This is a genomic window from Streptomyces sp. NPDC054834, from assembly GCF_053611185.1.
On the sequence record NZ_JBSGZV010000008.1, the window covers coordinates 1 to 17,052 of the forward strand.

The 17,052-nt window shown below is 71.3% G+C and carries 17 protein-coding genes and 1 pseudogene; 11 read left to right on the forward strand and 7 right to left on the reverse strand.

Annotation, left to right across the window (positions count from 1 at the left end; genetic code table 11):
* Positions 1 to 49: 49 nt before the first annotated feature.
* Entirely contained in the window at positions 50 to 1,495 is a 1,446-nt protein-coding gene (locus tag ACWGJM_RS13220) for a glyceraldehyde-3-phosphate dehydrogenase (protein WP_361807143.1), read from the reverse strand.
* A 121-nt stretch (positions 1,496 to 1,616) separates the two neighbouring features.
* Here ACWGJM_RS13220 and ACWGJM_RS13225 point away from each other — a divergent pair, with 121 nt between their 5' ends.
* Both ACWGJM_RS13225 and ACWGJM_RS13230 read left to right on the forward strand, forming a co-directional pair.
* Entirely contained in the window at positions 1,617 to 2,576 is a 960-nt protein-coding gene (locus tag ACWGJM_RS13225; protein WP_453411771.1) for a LysR family transcriptional regulator, read from the forward strand.
* Between the two features lie 139 nt (positions 2,577 to 2,715).
* A complete protein-coding gene (locus tag ACWGJM_RS13230; RefSeq protein ID WP_453411772.1) occupies positions 2,716 to 4,644 on the forward strand; it encodes a collagenase in 1,929 nt (642 codons plus the stop codon).
* A gap of 6 nt (positions 4,645 to 4,650) precedes the next feature.
* Here ACWGJM_RS13230 and ACWGJM_RS13235 read toward each other — a convergent pair whose 3' ends face one another.
* Positions 4,651 to 5,106: an ATP-binding protein gene (locus ACWGJM_RS13235; RefSeq protein ID WP_453411773.1), complete on the reverse strand. Its 456-nt coding sequence runs from the start codon at positions 5,104 to 5,106 to the stop codon at positions 4,651 to 4,653.
* 156 nt (positions 5,107 to 5,262) lie between these two features.
* Here ACWGJM_RS13235 and ACWGJM_RS13240 point away from each other — a divergent pair, with 156 nt between their 5' ends.
* Positions 5,263 to 5,799, forward strand: a complete 537-nt coding sequence (locus ACWGJM_RS13240; RefSeq protein ID WP_453411774.1) for a CbrC family protein — start codon at positions 5,263 to 5,265, stop codon at positions 5,797 to 5,799.
* A 54-nt stretch (positions 5,800 to 5,853) separates the two neighbouring features.
* Here ACWGJM_RS13240 and ACWGJM_RS13245 read toward each other — a convergent pair whose 3' ends face one another.
* Both ACWGJM_RS13245 and ACWGJM_RS13250 read right to left on the reverse strand, forming a co-directional pair.
* Complete coding sequence (locus tag ACWGJM_RS13245; protein WP_453411775.1) at positions 5,854 to 6,843, reverse strand: aldo/keto reductase; 990 nt, start codon at positions 6,841 to 6,843, stop codon at positions 5,854 to 5,856.
* A 72-nt stretch (positions 6,844 to 6,915) separates the two neighbouring features.
* Entirely contained in the window at positions 6,916 to 7,857 is a 942-nt protein-coding gene (locus tag ACWGJM_RS13250) for a LysR family transcriptional regulator (RefSeq protein ID WP_453411776.1), read from the reverse strand.
* Positions 7,858 to 7,980: 123 nt separating this feature from the next.
* Here ACWGJM_RS13250 and ACWGJM_RS13255 point away from each other — a divergent pair, with 123 nt between their 5' ends.
* The 4 genes and pseudogenes from ACWGJM_RS13255 to ACWGJM_RS13270 all read left to right on the forward strand — a co-directional run bounded on the left by ACWGJM_RS13255 (position 7,981) and on the right by ACWGJM_RS13270 (position 10,795).
* A complete protein-coding gene (locus ACWGJM_RS13255) occupies positions 7,981 to 8,895 on the forward strand; it encodes an MBL fold metallo-hydrolase (protein ID WP_453411777.1) in 915 nt (304 codons plus the stop codon).
* Positions 8,896 to 8,934: 39 nt separating this feature from the next.
* Complete coding sequence (locus ACWGJM_RS13260) at positions 8,935 to 9,540, forward strand: HD domain-containing protein (protein ID WP_453411778.1); 606 nt, start codon at positions 8,935 to 8,937, stop codon at positions 9,538 to 9,540.
* An 18-nt stretch (positions 9,541 to 9,558) separates the two neighbouring features.
* Positions 9,559 to 9,746, forward strand: a pseudogene (locus ACWGJM_RS13265) (isochorismatase family protein); the annotation flags it as partial.
* A gap of 107 nt (positions 9,747 to 9,853) precedes the next feature.
* A complete protein-coding gene (locus ACWGJM_RS13270; RefSeq protein WP_453411779.1) occupies positions 9,854 to 10,795 on the forward strand; it encodes an MBL fold metallo-hydrolase in 942 nt (313 codons plus the stop codon).
* A 5-nt stretch (positions 10,796 to 10,800) separates the two neighbouring features.
* Here the strand turns inward: ACWGJM_RS13270 and ACWGJM_RS13275 are convergent, their stop codons facing one another.
* Positions 10,801 to 11,505, reverse strand: a complete 705-nt coding sequence (locus tag ACWGJM_RS13275) for an aminoglycoside phosphotransferase family protein (RefSeq protein WP_453411780.1) — start codon at positions 11,503 to 11,505, stop codon at positions 10,801 to 10,803.
* 153 nt (positions 11,506 to 11,658) lie between these two features.
* Between ACWGJM_RS13275 and ACWGJM_RS13280 the strand changes: the two genes are divergently transcribed.
* Positions 11,659 to 13,197 carry an MFS transporter gene (locus tag ACWGJM_RS13280; RefSeq protein WP_453411781.1) on the forward strand — a complete coding sequence of 513 codons (1,539 nt, stop codon included), beginning with the start codon at positions 11,659 to 11,661 and terminating at the stop codon, positions 13,195 to 13,197.
* A 34-nt stretch (positions 13,198 to 13,231) separates the two neighbouring features.
* Here the strand turns inward: ACWGJM_RS13280 and ACWGJM_RS13285 are convergent, their stop codons facing one another.
* Positions 13,232 to 13,726 (reverse strand): hypothetical protein, encoded by a 495-nt coding sequence (locus tag ACWGJM_RS13285; protein WP_453411782.1) that lies wholly within the window; start codon positions 13,724 to 13,726, stop codon positions 13,232 to 13,234.
* Between the two features lie 211 nt (positions 13,727 to 13,937).
* On the opposite strand from ACWGJM_RS13285, the gene ACWGJM_RS13290 reads away from it, so the two are divergent.
* Positions 13,938 to 14,774: a chitosanase gene (locus ACWGJM_RS13290; RefSeq protein WP_453411783.1), complete on the forward strand. Its 837-nt coding sequence runs from the start codon at positions 13,938 to 13,940 to the stop codon at positions 14,772 to 14,774.
* Between the two features lie 71 nt (positions 14,775 to 14,845).
* Here the strand turns inward: ACWGJM_RS13290 and ACWGJM_RS13295 are convergent, their stop codons facing one another.
* On the reverse strand, positions 14,846 to 15,283 hold the full coding sequence (locus ACWGJM_RS13295; RefSeq protein ID WP_453411784.1) for an SDR family oxidoreductase: 438 nt from the start codon (positions 15,281 to 15,283) through the stop codon (positions 14,846 to 14,848).
* A 148-nt stretch (positions 15,284 to 15,431) separates the two neighbouring features.
* Between ACWGJM_RS13295 and ACWGJM_RS13300 the strand changes: the two genes are divergently transcribed.
* Together ACWGJM_RS13300 and ACWGJM_RS13305 are read left to right on the forward strand one after the other, a co-directional pair.
* Positions 15,432 to 15,902 carry a MarR family winged helix-turn-helix transcriptional regulator gene (locus tag ACWGJM_RS13300; protein ID WP_453411785.1) on the forward strand — a complete coding sequence of 157 codons (471 nt, stop codon included), beginning with the start codon at positions 15,432 to 15,434 and terminating at the stop codon, positions 15,900 to 15,902.
* A 144-nt stretch (positions 15,903 to 16,046) separates the two neighbouring features.
* Positions 16,047 to 17,048 carry an alpha/beta fold hydrolase gene (locus ACWGJM_RS13305; protein WP_453411786.1) on the forward strand — a complete coding sequence of 334 codons (1,002 nt, stop codon included), beginning with the start codon at positions 16,047 to 16,049 and terminating at the stop codon, positions 17,046 to 17,048.
* Positions 17,049 to 17,052: the final 4 nt, after the last annotated feature.

A 17,052-nucleotide genomic window follows, 5' to 3' on the forward strand; every position in this document is an offset into this window, starting at 1 on the left:
GGGCCCCGGAGAAGGGGGCCCCGGCCGGCGGAGTGTGGTGCGGTCCGGATCAGACCGCCGGGGCCGGGTAGGTGGGGTACTCCACGCCGGAGACGTGCTGGACGACGCGGACGACCTGGCAGGAGTAGCCGAACTCGTTGTCGTACCAGAGGTAGAGGATCGCGTTGTCGCCCTCGACCTTGGTGGCGCCGCCGTCGACGATCGAGGCGTGACGGGAGCCGATGAAGTCGCTGGAGACCGCGTCGGGGGCGGTCGTGAAGTCGATCTGCCGCTTGAGCGGCGAGGTCAGCGACACGTTGCGGAGGTAGTCGAGGACCTCCTGGCGGTCGGCCTCGCGCCCGAGCTGGAGGTTGAGGATCGCGATCGAGACGTCGGGCACGGGCACGCGGATCGAGCTGCCGGTGATCCGGGCCTTGAGGTCGGGAAGGGCCTTGGTGACGGCGGAGGCGGCACCCGTCTCCGTGATGACCATGTTGAGCGGCGCGGAACGGCCGCGGCGGTCCGACTTGTGGTAGTTGTCCAGCAGGTTCTGGTCGTTGGTGAACGAGTGGACGGTCTCCACGTGGCCGCGCAGCACGCCGAACTCGTCGTCCATCGCCTTCAGCGGCGGCACGATCGCGTTGGTGGTGCAGGAGGCGCAGGACAGGATCTGCTCGTCCGGCTTGATCGTGTCGTGGTTGACGCCGTGCACGATGTTGGGCACGTCGCCCTTGCCGGGCGCGGTCAGGACGACCTTGTCGATCCCGGGGCGCAGGTGCTTCGACAGGCCCTCGCGGTCGCGCCACTTGCCGGTGTTGTCGATGAGGATGGCGTTCTTGATGCCGTACGCCGTGTAGTCCACCGACGTCGGGTCGTCGGCGTAGATGACCTTGATCTCGTTGCCGTTGGCGGAGATCGTGCTGCTGTCCTCGTCGACGGTGATGGTGCCCTGGAACTGGCCGTGCACGGAGTCGCGGCGCAGCAGCGAGGCGCGCTTGATCAGGTCCTGCTCGCCGCCGCCGCGCACCACGATGGCGCGCAGCCTGAGGCCGTTGCCGGAGCCGGACTTCTCGATCAGCAGCCGGGCCACCAGGCGGCCGATGCGGCCGAAGCCGTAGAGGACGACATCGCGCCCCTCGCGGCGCTCGATCTTGTTGGCGCCGGTGGCGCCGGCGACGGCCTCGGCGGTGAACTCCGGCACCGTCAGGCCCCGGTCGTCGGCCTTGTAGGTCGCGGCGAGCATGCCGATGTCGATCTGGGAGGGGCCGAGGTCGAGCGTGGTGAGCGCCTGGAGGAACGGCAGGGTCTCGGTGACCGAGAGCTCCTCGCCCGCGATCTGCCGGGCGAACCGGTGGGTCTTCAGGATGCTGACCACCGACTTGTTCACCAAGGAGCGGCTGTGCAGCAGGACGGTGACGTCCCGCTCGCGGTGCAGCTTCCCGATGATCGGGATCATCGACTCCGCGATCTCCTCGCGGTTGTTCCAGTTGGTGAACGAGTCGTCGTTGACAGTCACAGATCTATCTTTCGAGCTAGGCGGCGCTCATATGGTAACCACACGATACTTCGGGCTTTCGGGTGGTCGAACGCGGGGTGCTCTCGCGGGTGCGAGGGCGTACCGGAAGGGGAGCGGGCCGATGGAGCTTGAACTGCGGCACCTGCGTGTGCTGTGTGCGATCGCCGACGCGGGGAGCGTGGGCCGGGCGGCGTCCGTGCTGGGGTACTCCCAGCCCGCCGTGAGCACCCAACTCAGGCGTATCGAGCGGCACTTCGGCGAGCCACTGTTCGAGCGCGGGGCGATGGGAGTACGGCCGACCCCGTACGGCGCCGAGGTCGTCGCCCGGGCACGGGACGTCCTGGCCCGCGCCGGCGCGATCGGGCGGGGTCCGGCGCCGGGCGCGCCGGGCGTCCGCCGGGCCCTGCGGGTGGCGTCGACCAACTCGCCGATGCTGTCGGGCACCGTGTCGGGGATGCGCGCCAGACAGCCGGACGTGCCGCTCGCCGTGAGCAGTGTGTATTCCTCCTCGCGGATCGTCGAGCTGCTGGAGGAGGGCGCGGTGGACGCGGCCATCGCCGCCGACTATCCCGGGATGGAGCTCAGGCATTCGGCGGCCGTGACACACCGCGGAATCGTCACCGAGCCGAGCTTCGTGGCCCTGCCGCCGGGCCACCGGGCGGCCCGGCGCGCCGAGGTGCCCCTCGCGGAGCTGGCCGGGGACGCGTGGTTCCTCACGCCGGACGACGGGGCGGGCTGGCCGGGCGTGTTCTACGCGGCCTGCGCGGCGGCCGGGTTCACGCCGGTGGCCGTGCACGAATTCCTCGGCGACCAGAAGCAGTTGCAGAGCATGATCGCCGACGGGCTCGGAGTGTCCGTCGTACAGGCGACCCTGCGGCCGATTCCGCGCGTGGTGGTGAAACCGCTGGCCGGAACGCCGCTGTGGTGCCGATACGTACTGGCCTGGCGACACGACACGGTGGCCGAGGAGGTGGCGGAGGCCCTGTGCCGGGCCGCCACCGCCGCCTACCGCGACCTCGTCGCCGGGTCCCCGCACCTGAGGGCGTGGGCCGCGCGCATGTGGAGCGTGGACGGCTCGTAGGGGCGGCCGGTGCCGGATGTTATGCCCTGCCGTGCCATGTGCTATGTCACACGGCATTGTTGCGGCGGCAGGCCGTTGGGACATTGCCTCACACGCCTCACACCCCAGCCGAGGCGCATCCGTCCGTGAAGGAGCCCCGATGCGCTACCGCCCGACGCTGCCCGGACGCATGGCCTGCGCTCTGGCCCTCTGCGTCACCGTCGCGGGTCCGCTGTCGACCCCGGCGACGGCGGCACCCCAGGCCCGCACCGCCCCCGCCACCACATGGACGCAGGCCCGCAAGGCCACGCCCCCACCGACCGGCCCGACCCTCGGTGCCTCCGAGCGTCCCGCCGCACAGCACCAGCCGCTCACTCCCGCCCAACTGCCGCCCCTGGCGGCCACGTCGCCCCACCGGGAGGACCGGGAAACCGGTGCGCACACCGCCGCGACGGCGGCCTCGTGCACGCCCGCCGATTTCGGCGGCAGGACCGGTGCCGCGCTCGTCGCGTTCGTCAAGGCCTCCACCACCGACTGCGTCAACACCCTGTTCGCGGTCACCGGCACCGACGCCCGCGCGGTCTTCCGCCGGCCGCAGATGGTCACGGTCGCGAACGCCTTCAACGACGCGGCCCGCCGGTACCAAGGGGACAACTCCGCGCACGTCCAGCAGCTCGTCCTCTTCCTCCGTGCCGGCTACTACGTACAGTTCAACCACCCGGCCGACGTCGGCCCGTACGACACCCGGCTGACCCGGGCCACCATCCGCGGCCTGGACACCTTCTTCGCCCGCCGGCACTCCCGGGACGTCACGGAGGCGAACGGCGACATACTGGGCGAGGCCGTCGTCCTCACCGACAGCGCCGACCAGCAGGCCCGCTACCTGGACGTCTACCAGGAGCTGCTCGACGGGTACGACAGCTCCTACGACGCCGTCGACAGCATGCTCACGGCCGTCAACGACGTCTACACCCCCCTCTGGCGCGGCAACTGGAACCCGGACTACGTCACCGCGGTCGCCGCCGACCCGGACATCACCCGGACGCTGGAATCCTTCGCGCTCGGCCATCTGGACCTGCTCGGCACCGACCGGGCCTACCTCGACTCCAACGCCGGGATGAACCTCGCCCGCTACGTCGAGCACCCCGCCCTGCAACCCGTGGTCCGGCCCCTCGCCAAGGACCTGCTGGACACCTCGCGGATCACCGGCCCGACAGCCGGGCTGTGGGTGGCGGTCGCGAGCCAGGCCGACGCCTACGACCACGCCGACTGCTCCTACTACGACATCTGCGACCTGCCGGTCCGACTGACCCGGGCGGCCCTCCCGATCACGCACAGCTGTGACGCGACACACACCATCCGGGCGCAGGCGTTGACCGGCGCCGAGCTGGAGGCCGTCTGCGCGAGCGTGCTGGGGCAGGACCGGTACGTCCACGACCTCGTCCGGGACGAGGGGCCCGTTCCCGGTCAGTACGTGTCGACCATCGACCTCGTGATCTTCGCCGGCCGCGCCGACTACCGCACGTACGCCGGGGCGATCTACGGCGTCAGCACGGACAACGGCGGCCTCACCCTCGAAGGAGATCCGGCCGATCCGGCGAACCGACCTGTGTCGATCATGTACCAGAAGGACCACGACGACGGCTTCCCGGCCCGGGTCTGGAACCTCAACCACGAGTACACGCACTTCATCGACGCCCGCGACGACATGAAGGGCGACTTCGCCCGGCAGACGGCGGTGCCCGACGTGTGGTGGATCGAAGGGCTGGCCGAGTACGCCTCCTACGGCTACCGCGGCCTCGCCGACGAGCAGGCGGTCGCGGAGGCGGGCAAGCACACCTACCGGCTCAGCACGCTGTTCCAGAACACCTACGCCAACAGCGACGTGACGCGCACGTATCCCTGGGGCTACCTCGCGGTCCGCTACATGTTCGAGCGGCACCCGGCGGACATCCAGCGGATGCTGGCCCGATTCCGCGTCGGCGACTATCCGGGCGGCTACGCCGTCTACGCCACCGGCATCGGCACCCGCTACGACGCCGACTTCGACCAGTGGCTCACCGCGTGCGCCGCAGGCGCGTGCTCCTGACGGACATCAGGTGCTGAGCGGCGGCAGGCGCAGGTCCGCGGTCACGCCTTTGCCGCCGTTCAGCGGCCCGGCCCGCAGGTCGGCACAGAGCATGGCGACCAGCCTCAGCCCGTGACCGCCGATCCGGCGGCCGTCCCTGGGCTGGAGCTCCGGCAGGAGGGCGGAGGTGTCCCACACGGTGATGTGCAGCACATTCGCGCCGGGCGACAGCTCCAGCAGCAGCCCGCACGGGCCGGGAGCGTGCCGCAGCGCGTTGGTCACCAGCTCGCTGACCACCAGCTGGGCATCCTGGCTCACCCGCTGGCCGGGGAGATATCCCAGGCGTCCCAGGAACGCCGCGACCGCCCGCCGCGCGTCGACGCTGCGCAGGGTGTCGGCGTCCCAGGTGGCGCCGTAGCGCAGCGGAGTGGGAGCGCGGTAGTCCTGCCCATCCGTCGCCTGATTCCTAAGCGGGATGACCATGTTCCATGTGCCTTCGTGTGGGGGGATCCTTGTCGTCGGGTAACCGGCGGCCGGCCTGCGTCGGACTAGCGGCTACCCGCAGGCGCCCCGGTCATGACCGCAATGTGGGATCAATCGGCCAGGCCTGCGAGACGGCGGATCATTAGGGTCGCGGTCATGACAGAAGTGCTGCCCGAGTTCCCCTACCACCCCGACCCTCTGGCCACCGGTTCCGCGGTGGCCGCCCCCGGGGCCTGCGCGTGCTGCGGGCGGGAACGCGGGTACCACTACACCGGCCCGGTGTACGGGGCCGGGGAGCCGGACGGCCCGCTGTGCCCGTGGTGCATCGCGGACGGGAGCGCGGCCGCCCGGTACGGGGCGCTCTTCTGCGGGGACGCCGCCGGCGACGGCGTACCCCGAGAGGTCCTGGTGGCCATCGCGGAGCGCACGCCTGGTTTTTCGGCGTGGCAGGACCCGCAGTGGCTGCTGCACTGCGGTGACGGGGCGGCCTTCCTGGGGCTCGCGGGGGCGGAAGAGTTCGCGGATCACCCGGACGCGCTCGCGATGCTGGGTCAGGAGATGCGCGGCTGGGGGTGGCCGGCCGGCCAGGTCGCGGAGTTCCTCGGCGCGCTGGACAAGGACGGTCAGCCCACCGCCTGCCTCTTCCGGTGCCGGGTCTGTGCGGCGCACCTCGCCTACGCGGACTTCACCTAGTCGCGCCGCAGGAGCAGGGGAGGGGCCGGCTCGGCCGGCCCCTCCGCGCGGGTCCTACAGGTTCACGGCCCGCATGCCGGCCTCGTCGTAGCGTTCTCCGGCGGGCTTGGGCAGTTCGGCGTCGATACGGGCCAGGTCCTCCTTGGTCAGCTCCACGTCGATCGCGGCGGCGTTCTGCTCGAGGTAGCCGCGGCGCTTGGTGCCCGGGATCGGGACCAGGTCCTCGCCCTGCGCCAGCACCCAGGCGATCGCCAGCTGGGCCGGTGTCACGCTCTTCTCGGCGGCGATCTCCTTCACCTTCTCGGCGAGCCTCTGGTTCACCTCCAGGTTGTCACCGGTGAAGCGGGGGCCGCTGCGGCGCCAGTCCTCCTTGTCGAGTTCGTCGGGCGAGGAGAACCGGCCCGCGAGGAAGCCGCGGCCCAGGGGCGAGTAGGGGACGAAGCCGATGCCGAGCTCCCGGCACGTCGGCAGGACCTCGGCCTCCGGGTCGCGCGTCCACAGCGAGTACTCGGTCTGCACGGCCGTGATCGGGTGGACGGCGTTCGCGCGGCGCAGGGTCTCCGGCCCCGCCTCGCTCAGGCCGATGTACCGCACCTTGCCCTCGGCGACCAGCTCTGCCAGCGCGCCGACGGTCTCCTCGATGGGGACGTTCGGGTCGACGCGGTGCTGGTAGTAGAGGTCGATGTAGTCGGTGCCGAGCCGCTTGAGCGAGCCGTGCACCGAGCTGCGGACGTGCTCGGCCGAGCCGTCCTGCCGGCCCACCGTGCTCATGTCGCCGGGGACGGCGTCGTCCATGCGGTAGTTGAACTTGGTGGCGATCACATACTCGTCGCGATGGCCCTTGATCGCCTGGCCCACGAGCGTCTCGTTCGTGAGCGGGCCGTAGACCTGCGCGGTGTCGAGGAAGTCGATGCCCAGTTCGAGGGCGCGCCGGATGGTCTGGACGCCTTCGTCCTGATCGGCGGAGCCGTAGAAGGCGGACATGCCCATGCAGCCGAGGCCGATGGCTGACACCTCGAGGTCCCGCAGCCTGCGCTGCTTCATATGAGTCCAGCCTTTCCTGCGGAGTGGATCGTCTCTCGGTCAAGGACGCTAGGACTTGAAGCGCACTCCAAGTCAAGCGTGGAGCCCACCGACCGCTGTCCTCCGTGACCGGCCGAGGAGCGCCGTGGCGATCCGTACGAAGGACCGGACGAGCGGAGTGCTCCGGTCGCTGTTCCAGGCGATGACGAGGTCGCTGGGCGGTACCCCGGTCAGGGGCACAGCGGTGAGGCCCGCGGGCAGGTGAACGGGGAGCGGCGCGAGCCCCACGGTGCCGTCCCACAGCACGGACTGTAGGCACTCATGGGCCGTGCGCACGACGGGACCGTCGCGGTCGTCCGGCCGGCCGGTCGCCCCCGTGGCCGGCCCCGCGAGCCCGGCCGGGGCCGTCCGGGCCCCGCACGGGTCGGTCCAGAAGGCCCGCCACACGGGATCCGTCCCGTCGGGGAACCGGAACCACTGGCGGTCGGCCAGCTCCGCCACGCCCAGCCGCCGGTGTCCGGCCAGGGGATCGTCGACGCGCAGGATCACACCGACCGGGTCCGAGCGCAGTACGCGCAGGGCGATGCCCGTGTCGTCGAAGGGCGCCCGGGTCAGGGCCACGTCCACGAGGCCGGCCCGCAGCCCCGTGGTCGGGTCGGTCAGGTCGGACTCACGGACGCGGACCCGCACGGTGGGGTGTCGCTCCCGGAAGACGGCCGACAGCCGGGCGCCCGCCTGCTGCGCGCTGTCGGCGAGGGTACCGAGGGTCAGGGTGGGCACGGCGGCGGCGACGCGGTCGCGCGCCTGGTCGGCCCGGGCCAGCAGGACGCGCGCCTCGTCGTAGAGCCGGCCCCCGGCAGGAGTGAGGGTCACTCCGGCCGGGGACCTCAGCAGCAGCTCGCAGCCGAGGTCGCTCTCCAGCTGCCTGATGGCCCGGCTGAGCGGCGGCTGGGTCATGTTCAGCCGCGTGGCGGCCCTGCCGAAGTGCAGTTCCTCGGCGACGGCCACGAAGTACCGCAGGGTGCGTAGCTCCATCACCGGCCACGATACCCGCGCGGTATCGGGGGTGCCGGATCGGTCTTGGACGCCCCCGGGCTCCGCGCGGTGCACTGGGACGAGCGGCAGTTCGCCGACCGTTGCCCGTACCGAGGAGCCGTAGTGACCCAGCCCGTGACGCAGGACCCCGTCGTCGACGTGACCGGCGCCCAGGAACTCGCGGAGGACCTCCTGGTCGTTCCCGACCGGGGCGTAGACCTGGTGCCGAACATAGGCGTCATCGGTGGACGGCACTCCGTCCTGGTCGTCGACACCGGCATGGGATCCGCGAACGCGGAGGCGGTGCTGACCCTCGCGGCCGAGTACGCCGGGGGACGGAAGCTCTTCCTGACGACCACTCACTTCCACCCCGAGCACGCGTTCGGCGCACAGGTCTTCAAGGAGCATGCGACGTACGTGGTCAACGCGGCCCAGGCCGAGGACCTGAAGGTGAAGGGGCCGGGCTACCTGGGCATGTTCCGGGGGCTGGGCGAGTCCGTTGCCCAGCGGCTGCGGGGCGTGGAGCTCGTGGAGCCCGACGTCGTCTACGACCGGACCTACGACCTCGACCTCGGCGGACGGGTCGTCCGGCTGGAGGCCACCGGCCGCGCGCACAGCAGGGGCGACCAGGTGGTGCGGGTGCCGGACGCGGACGTCCTGTTCACCGGGGACCTCGTGGAGGCGGGGCAGTTCGCGATCTTCCCCTGGTTCCCGCCGCACGACACCGACGTGTCCGGCCTGCGCTGGCTCACGGTGATGGAGCGGCTGGCCGCCCGGCCGTCCCGTGTGGTGGTGCCCGGGCACGGGGCGATCGGCGGACCGCGGCTGCTGGCCGACGTACGCGACTACCTGCGGCTGCTGCGGGACGAGACCTGGGCGCGTCGCGACACCGCGGTGAGCGAGAGCACCATCGTCGAGGAGGTCTCGGCCCTGATGATCGAGCGGCACCCCGAGTGGGCCGGGCGGGAGTGGATCGAGAAGGGCGTGGGGTGCCTGTGCGCGGAACATCCGCACCAGGAGCGGCTGCCCATGAGATGATCGTCTCTCTGTTTGGACCGGTGGGCGGGGGGAGCGCGAATGCAAACGGACGTGGCCGGGGTCCGGGCACCGTCGGGGCCGGCCGTGGACGCGGCGCGGCTGGTGTGCGCGGAGTACGCGGACGAGGCGCTCCACCACCACTCGCTGCGGGCGTACTTCTTCGGTGCGGCCTGGGCCGAGGCCCGCGGCCTCGACTTCGACCGTGAGCTGCTGTTCGTCTCCGCGATGCTGCACGACCTGGCCCTCACCCCGCCCTTCGACAGTCATACGCTGCCGTTCGAGGAGGCCGGCGGCCATCTGGCCCGGGTCTTCACGGCCGGCCTCGGCTGGCCGGCCGAGCGGCGCGACCGGGCGGCGGAACTGATCGTGCTGCACATGCGGGACGACGTGGCGCCCGAAGTGGACGTGGAGAGCCGCCTGTTGCAGGTCGGTACGAGCGCCGATGTCTCCGGCACCGGATTCGGCATGTTCGACCCCGGCTTCTGCGAGGCCCTGGTCGCCGCCTACCCCCGCCGTGGCTTCGCCGCCTCCTTCGTACACCTCTTCCGCGACCAGGCCCGTCGCAAGCCCGGCTGCGCGGCGGCGGAACTGGTCGCGGGGGACTGGGCGGAGCGCACACTGGCCCATCCGCTGGAACGGGGCTGACAGGGCGGCGGCTTCCCTACCGGCATCGCCACCAGCGGCGTAGTGCTGTCCACCCTCCGTCAGGCGGCGGACCTGGACCACGCCCGCACGGTGCTGTCCGGCGGCTGCCTCGACGCCGACCCGGAGGTGCACCGGGTGCTGACGGAGAAGGTGTTCCCCAGCAGGCGACCGTCACGACCGTGGCCGACCGGGCAGCGGCGGTCTGACGGACCCGCGCGGCCGGTGAGCGGGGTACCGGCGGGCTCGGCGCGGATGCGATGATCACGGGGATGTCCGACGAACCCCCGCTCACCCACCGCGACAGGAGCCCGCAGTGAGCAGTGTCCACCACGACGTCGCCACGCTTCCCCCGGCCCGGGTCGAGGAGGTCGGCGACGGCGTCTTCGCCTACATCCAGCCGGACGGGACCTGGTGGGTCAACAACACCGGCTTCCTCGTCGGCCGGCGTGGGGTGATCAGCGTCGACGCCTGCTCCACGGTCCGCCGCACCCGCGCCTACCTGGACGCCATAGCCAAGGTCACGCCGCAGCCGGTGCGCACGGTCGTCAACACCCACCACCACGGCGACCACACCTTCGGCAACCACCTCTTCAACGGCGCCACGATCGTCGGACACGAGGCCACCCGGGCGGGCGTTCTCGAATGGGGCGAGCCGAAGGACGCGCCGTTCTGGACGGAGGTCGACTGGGGCGAGTTCGTCCTCGAGCCGCCGTTCCTCACCTACACCGACTCGGTGACCGTGTGGGCCGACGACCTGCGCGCCGAGGTACGTCACGTGGGGATGCCGGCGCATACGACGAACGACTCGATCGTCTGGCTGCCGGAGCGCGGACTGCTGTTCAGCGGTGACGTGTTGTTCAACGGGGGCACACCGTTCCTGCTCCAGGGGTCGGTGGCCGGTGCGATCCAGGTCCTCGAGGAGGTCGTCAGACCGCTCGGCGCGACGACCATCGTCCCCGGGCACGGCCCCGTCGCGGGGCCCGAGGTCATCGATGACGTCCTCGGGTATCTGCGGTTCGTGCAGAAGGCCGCCCGCGACGGCCGCGACGCCGGGCTGACTCCGCTTCAGACCGCCCGCGAACTGGACCTGGGGGAGTACGGCGAACTGCTCGACCGGGAGCGGATCGTCGGCAACCTGCACCGGGCCTACGCGGAGTTGGAGGACGGACCGCTCGGCCGGCGCATCGACGCCGTGGCCGCGCTCAGGGACATGGTCACCTACAACGGCGGCCGTCCCCTCACCTGCCTGGCCTGACCCCCTCAGCTCGCCGCCAACACCCGCTCCACAGCCGCCCGGCCGATCTCGATGAGGGAGAGGCCGCGCAGGACGGCCCGGCCGCGTGCGCGTCGGACCGTCGCCCGGTCCACCTCTCCGTATGCGTCGAAGAACCGGGAGCCGGCCTCGGCCGGAAGAAGCGGCCACGCGGCCGAGAGGTCGGCCGCCGGATCCCCGGCGCAGATGTCACCGAAGTCGATCACACCGGAGAGCGTGTCCGCCGAGACGACTACATTGGCCGGGTGGAGGTCGCCGTGCAGCCAGACCGGCGGCGACGTCCGTTCCGGTGCCGCCACGGCGTCGTCCCACACGGCCCGGTCGCCGTCGGCGTCGACCCGGTCACCGACGGTCTCCAGCTGACGGTGGAGATCGTCCGTGCGGGAGCCGAGGGGAGCGCTCCGGAGCGGATTGACCGGAGCGTCGGCGGGAGCCTCCCGGTGAAGTGCCCGGAGGAAGCCGGCGAGAAGGCCGGCCGCGTGCCGCCCGCGGCTGATCGGCGCACGGTCACCCGGTTCGCCGGGCACCCAGCTCACCACGTTCCACGGTCTCGCGAAACGAGCGGAGGGTTCGCCGGCCCGCACCGGCACGGGCGTGGGGAGCGGAAGACCCGGGGCCAGGACGGGCAGCCACCGACGCTCGTTGCGCAGCAGTAAGCGCACAAGGCGCTCATCGACGTCGGTGTCGGTCATGGCCCCACGATCGCACGGGCCGACGTGCCGCCGGACGTTGCCGGTGTGCCTGGAGCAAAGCCGGGCAGTAGGTGTGGCGTGCGGGGGTGTGGGATCTTCAGGGCGCATCGGTCGCGTGTGCGAATTGCGGAAAGAACGAAGAAGGGTGGCGGCATGGTCGACACCATCACTGACGGTCAACACGAATTCCCGGGCGGGCAGAAGGGCGCGAAACGCGTCGCGAGTCTCCCACGGCAGGTGCGCGAGGACCTCACCCGCAGGCTCCGCCGGAACCGGCGCGCCTTCCGCAAGGAGGACGTCCAGGTCATCGAGCCACCACTGCTGCGGCGCGCGGTCGGGGCCTCGGCCCTCGGCAATTGCATGGAGTGGTTCGACTTCGGCGTCTACAGCTACCTGGCCGCGACGATCGGCAAGGTCTTCTTCCCGGGCGCCTCACCCGCCGCCCAAGTGATCTCCTCCTTCGCGACCTTCGCCGCCGCGTTCGTCGTACGCCCGCTCGGCGGCCTCGTCTTCGGCCCCCTCGGCGACCGCCTCGGCCGGCAGAAGGTACTCGCCACCACCATGATCATGATGGCGATAGGCACCTTCGCCATCGGGCTGATCCCCGCCTACGGCACCATCGGCATCGCCGCTCCCGTGCTGCTGCTCCTCGCCCGCATGGTGCAGGGGTTCTCCACGGGCGGTGAGTACGGCGGTGCCACCACCTTCGTCGCCGAGTACTCGCCGGACCGCCGGCGCGGATTCCTCTCCAGCTGGCTCGACTTCGGCACCTTCGTCGGCTACGCCCTCGGCTCCGCGCTGGTCACCCTGCTGAACCTGATGCTGACCGACGCCCAGATGCTCTCCTGGGGCTGGCGGATCCCGTTCCTGATCGCCGGGCCGCTCGGTGTGATCGGTCTCTACATGCGGCTCAAGCTGGAGGAATCGCCCGCCTTCCAGCAGCAGTTGGACGAACACGAGAAGAGCCTCGCCCAGGAGTCGGCGGGCAGTGAACTCAAGGCGATCGTCAGGAACCACTGGCGGGCGCTGCTTGTGTGCGTCGGTCTGGTGCTGCTCTACAACGTCACCAACTACATGGTCACCGGCTTCCTGCCGACGTATCAGACGGAGACGCTGAACCGCTCCAGCAGCTTCGCCGATGTCCTCGTGCTGGCCGGCATGGTGTGGATCGTCGTACTGATCACCTTCATCGGCCGGCTCAGCGACCGGGTGGGCAGGCGCCCGGTCTACGGGGTCGCCGCGGCCGCGATGGTCGTCCTGGCGGTCCCGGCCTTCCTGCTGATCAAGATGCACGGCACCTGGGGCCCGGTCCTCGGAGTGCTCCTGCTCTCCACCCTGCTGGCCTGCTTCGCCGCGCCGAGCGCGGCCACCCTGCCCGCGCTCTTCCCGACGGCCGTGCGCTACGCGGCCATGGGCATCGGCTTCAACTTCGCCGTCGCGGCCTTCGGCGGTACCACGCCGCTGGTCACGGAGGCCCTGGTGAACCTCACAGGGAACGACATGATGCCCGCCTTCTATCTCATGCTGGCCGGAGCCATCGGCCTGGTGACGGTGTGGTTCCTGCCGGAGAGCGCCCAGGTACCGCTCAACGGCTCCCAGCCGATGGTCGGTTCGAAGGAGGAGCGGCGGGAGCTGATCACCGCCTCGGAGGAACTGTACGTCGCCGCGGGGGCGCACGCCGGGCGGCGCTGACCCGCGCCGGACGCGGGGTCGGGCCCACAGGGGGTCAGTCCCCCAGGGGGTAGGTCACCACCCGGGGGAACCCCTCCGGCCTGCTGTTGCCGGTGTACGTCAGGGTGATCCGGGTGTAATGCTGAAGCTGCGGGTGCTTCTTCCAGGGCTTCGGGCGGTCGAGCCGCATGGTCACCGCGTACGCGTGGAATCTGCCCGCCGCACAGAACGGCTTGCAGTCGTTCACCAGGTTCACACCCGTGGCCGTCGCCGACATCGGACCCCACTGCGACCAGCGCATCCTGGCGAGGCGGCTGTTGCCGTCACCGCAGGCCAGGATGAAGGCGGCCGGGTGTACGTCCGGATGCCCGAAGCAGTCGATGAGGACGGGCCTGGTCTGCCGTGCCGCCGTGCTGCTCGCGGCCGACGCCGCGGCCGACGCCGCGGCCGACGACGAGGCTGGCGCCGTGGCGGCGGCCGGGGGCACGGCCGCCGCGAGCAGCGCGCCCGTCCAGAGCGTGATCGCTGTCCATACAACCGGTCCGCGCATCTCGACACCGCCCGTTCACGATCGACTCTGTTTCGACGCTACGACCGTCCTGGGCGATGCACCACTCGCACGGGGTAACCACCCTCGTTGTGTGTTCCTACGAATTTGCGCGTGAGGGGTTACCGCTTGGACAGCTGATTGATAGGAAACTTTCCTATCAAGTCCCCTCGCGGGCCAACTCGCCACCCCCCACACCCACTTGGAGCCCCCCGTGTCGCATCCCGACCGTGAAGCAGCCCCCACCCCTGTCTCCCGCAGGACCGTCGTCGCCGTGATCGGCGCCGTTGCGTCCGGAGCTCTGCTCAGTGTCCCGCGAGCCGCCGCGAAGTCGGCGGCCGCCCCGGGGCTCGACGACCCGGCGAAGAAGGAGATCGCCATGAAGCTGGTGTCGAGCGCGGAGAACTCCTCGCTCGACTGGAAGGCCCAGTACAAGTACATAGAGGACATCGGAGACGGCCGCGGCTACACCGCCGGCATCATCGGCTTCTGCTCGGGCACCGGCGACATGCTCGACCTCGTGCAGCTCTACACCGACCGCAAGCCCGGCAACGTCCTCGCCAAGTACCTCCCGGCTCTGCGCAGGGTCAACGGCAGCGACTCGCACGACGGCCTCGACCCGGACTTCCCCAAGGACTGGCGCAAGGCCGCCCAGGACACGGCGTTCCAGCAGGCGCAGAACGACGAACGCGACCGCGTGTACTTCAACCCCGCCGTCACGCAGGGCAAGGCGGACGGGCTGCGCGCCCTCGGCCAGTTCACCTATTACGACGCCATCGTCATGCACGGCGACGGCGACGACCCCACCAGCTTCCGCAACATCCGCAAGCGTGCCCTGCGCAGCGCCAAGCCGCCGGCCCAGGGCGGCGACGAGACCACGTACCTGGGCGCCTTCCTCGACGCCCGGGTGTGGGCCATGAAACAGGAGGAGGCCCACAGCGACACCACCCGGGTCGACACCGAACAGCGCGTCTTCCTGCGCAAGGGCAACCTCGACCTGAACCCGCCCCTGGACTGGAAGGTGTACGGCGACAGCTACCACATCGGCTGAGGCCGGACGGCGTGATGCCGTGGGCCCCGTCCCGCCTCGCGCGGGACGGGGCCCACTCGGTACCGCCGGGGCTAACGGGTGGTGAAGGCACCGCCGTTGACGTGGATGGTCTGGCCGGTGATGTGCCGGGGGCCGGGCGACGCCAGGAAGTGCGCGGTCGCGGCGATGTCGTCCACCGTGCCCGGGCTCTTGTCGTGCGTCTCCGCGACGAGGGCGCTGTGGCGCTCGTCGGTCGTCCCGCCGCGGAAGAAGTCGGTACCGACGATGTAGCCGGCGGAGATGACGTTGCAGGTGACGCCGAGCGGCCCGAGTTCGCCGGACAGCGAGGCGTTCCAGGCGGCCAGCGCGGCCTTGGCCGCACCGTAGGAGCCGCCCCGCCGCTCGGCCCCGATCGAGCCGATGCGGCAGGCCGCCGGCCGCGTTGACCAGGACGTCGACCGTGCCGAGCTGTCCGGCGACCTCCGCGACCCGGTCGGGATCGGTCGCGTCGCAGACCACGCCCCGCACACCCAGTTCCTTCGCGGCGCGTTCGACGGCGTCGCCGCGGCGTCCGGTGAGGAAGACCTCCGCCCGGTCGGCGGCGAACCTCGCGGCATGTCCGACACCACGACGGCCGCACCTGGGGCTCCAGGGCCCCCAGGGGACCCAACGGGCCCCATGCCCCCTTACTCCGCCTCGGACATCGCCGCGGCCTGGCGGCGGGAACGCCCGGGCACCCCCACCGAGTCGATCGAGATCGTCACGCCGATCCGGTGGCTGGGGAAGCTGTTCGCCGACGACCGCGGCCGCGCCCTGCGCGAAGCGGGCATCGACGCGGCCACCCTCGACCTGCTCTCCGTGATCCGCCGCTCCGGTCCGCCCTACGCCCTGAGCACCCGGGAGATCGCCCGGAGGACCCTGGTGACCGCAGGAGCGATCTCACAGCGGGTCGCCCGTGCCGAACGGGACGGCCTCGTCCGGCGAGCTCCGGGGGCAGGGGGCCGCCGGAGCGTCGAGGTGTCGCTCACCGTCGAGGGGCACGCCTCATCGAGCGGTCCGTCGACGCCGTGCTCGGCCGCGAGGCCGCGCTCGTCGCAAGCCTGTCCACGCAGGAGCGCGACACGCTCACCGGGCTGCTGGACAAGCTGATGACCGATGTCCGAACGCGTACCGCTTCCGAGCGGCGGTGAACCGCGTTCCCCGGGAACGCTTTTGCCGAACCGGCAACAGGCTTCGCATGGCGCACCCCGCTCGCCGGATGATCGGTGATCCACGTACGTCCAGGGAGGACTCATGCCACAGGCGTCCACTTCGCAGACCCCCATCGCCGAACCCACCCACCGACTGGTGTCCACCCCGGCCGGCCGCACCCACCTGGTGGAGCAGGGGAGCGGGCCACTGGTGCTGCTCGTGCACGGCTTCCCGGAGTCCTGGTACTCGTGGCGGCACCAGCTGCCGGCGCTGGCCGCCGCCGGGTACCGCGCGGTGGCGATCGACGTGCGCGGCTACGGCCGCTCCTCCAGGCCCGCGGCCGTGGACGCGTACCGCATGCTCGAGCTGGTCGAGGACAACGTCGCCGTCGTCGAAGCCCTGGGCGAGCGGTCGGCGGTGATCGTCGGGCACGACTGGGGCGCGACCATCGCCGCCACCTCCGCCCTCGTCCGGCCCGAGGTGTTCCACGCGGTCGGTCTGCTGAGCGTGCCGTACACCCCGCCGGGCGGCCCCCGGCCCAGTGAGGTCTTCGCCGGGATGGGCGGCCCCGACGAGTTCTACGTCTCCTACTTCCAGCAGCCCGGCCGGGCCGAGGCGGAGATCGAACCCGACGTACGCGGCTGGCTCGCGGGCTTCTACACGGCCCTGTCCGCCGACACCATGCCCGGCCCCGGCGCCCCGGACCCGCACTTCGTCACCCGGGGCGGAACCCTGCGCGACCGGTTCCCCACCGGCTCCCTGCCGGGCTGGCTCAGCGAGCGTGACCTCGACGTCTACGCCGGAGAGTTCGAACGGACCGGGCTTACCGGCGCGCTGAACCGCTACCGGAACATGGACCGGGACTGGGCCGACCTGGCCGGCTTCGGGGGCGCGCCCGTCACCCAGCCCTCCCTGTTCCTCGGCGGCGGCGAGGACGCGTCCACCACGTGGCTGGCCGACGCGATCGACGCCTTCCCCCGCACGCTGCCCGGCCTCCGCGCCTCGCACCTCCTCGACGGCTGCGGTCACTGGATCCAGCAGGAACGACCCGAGGAGACCAGCCGGTTCCTGGCCACCTGGCTGGATTCGCTCATGTCAATGTGACGTA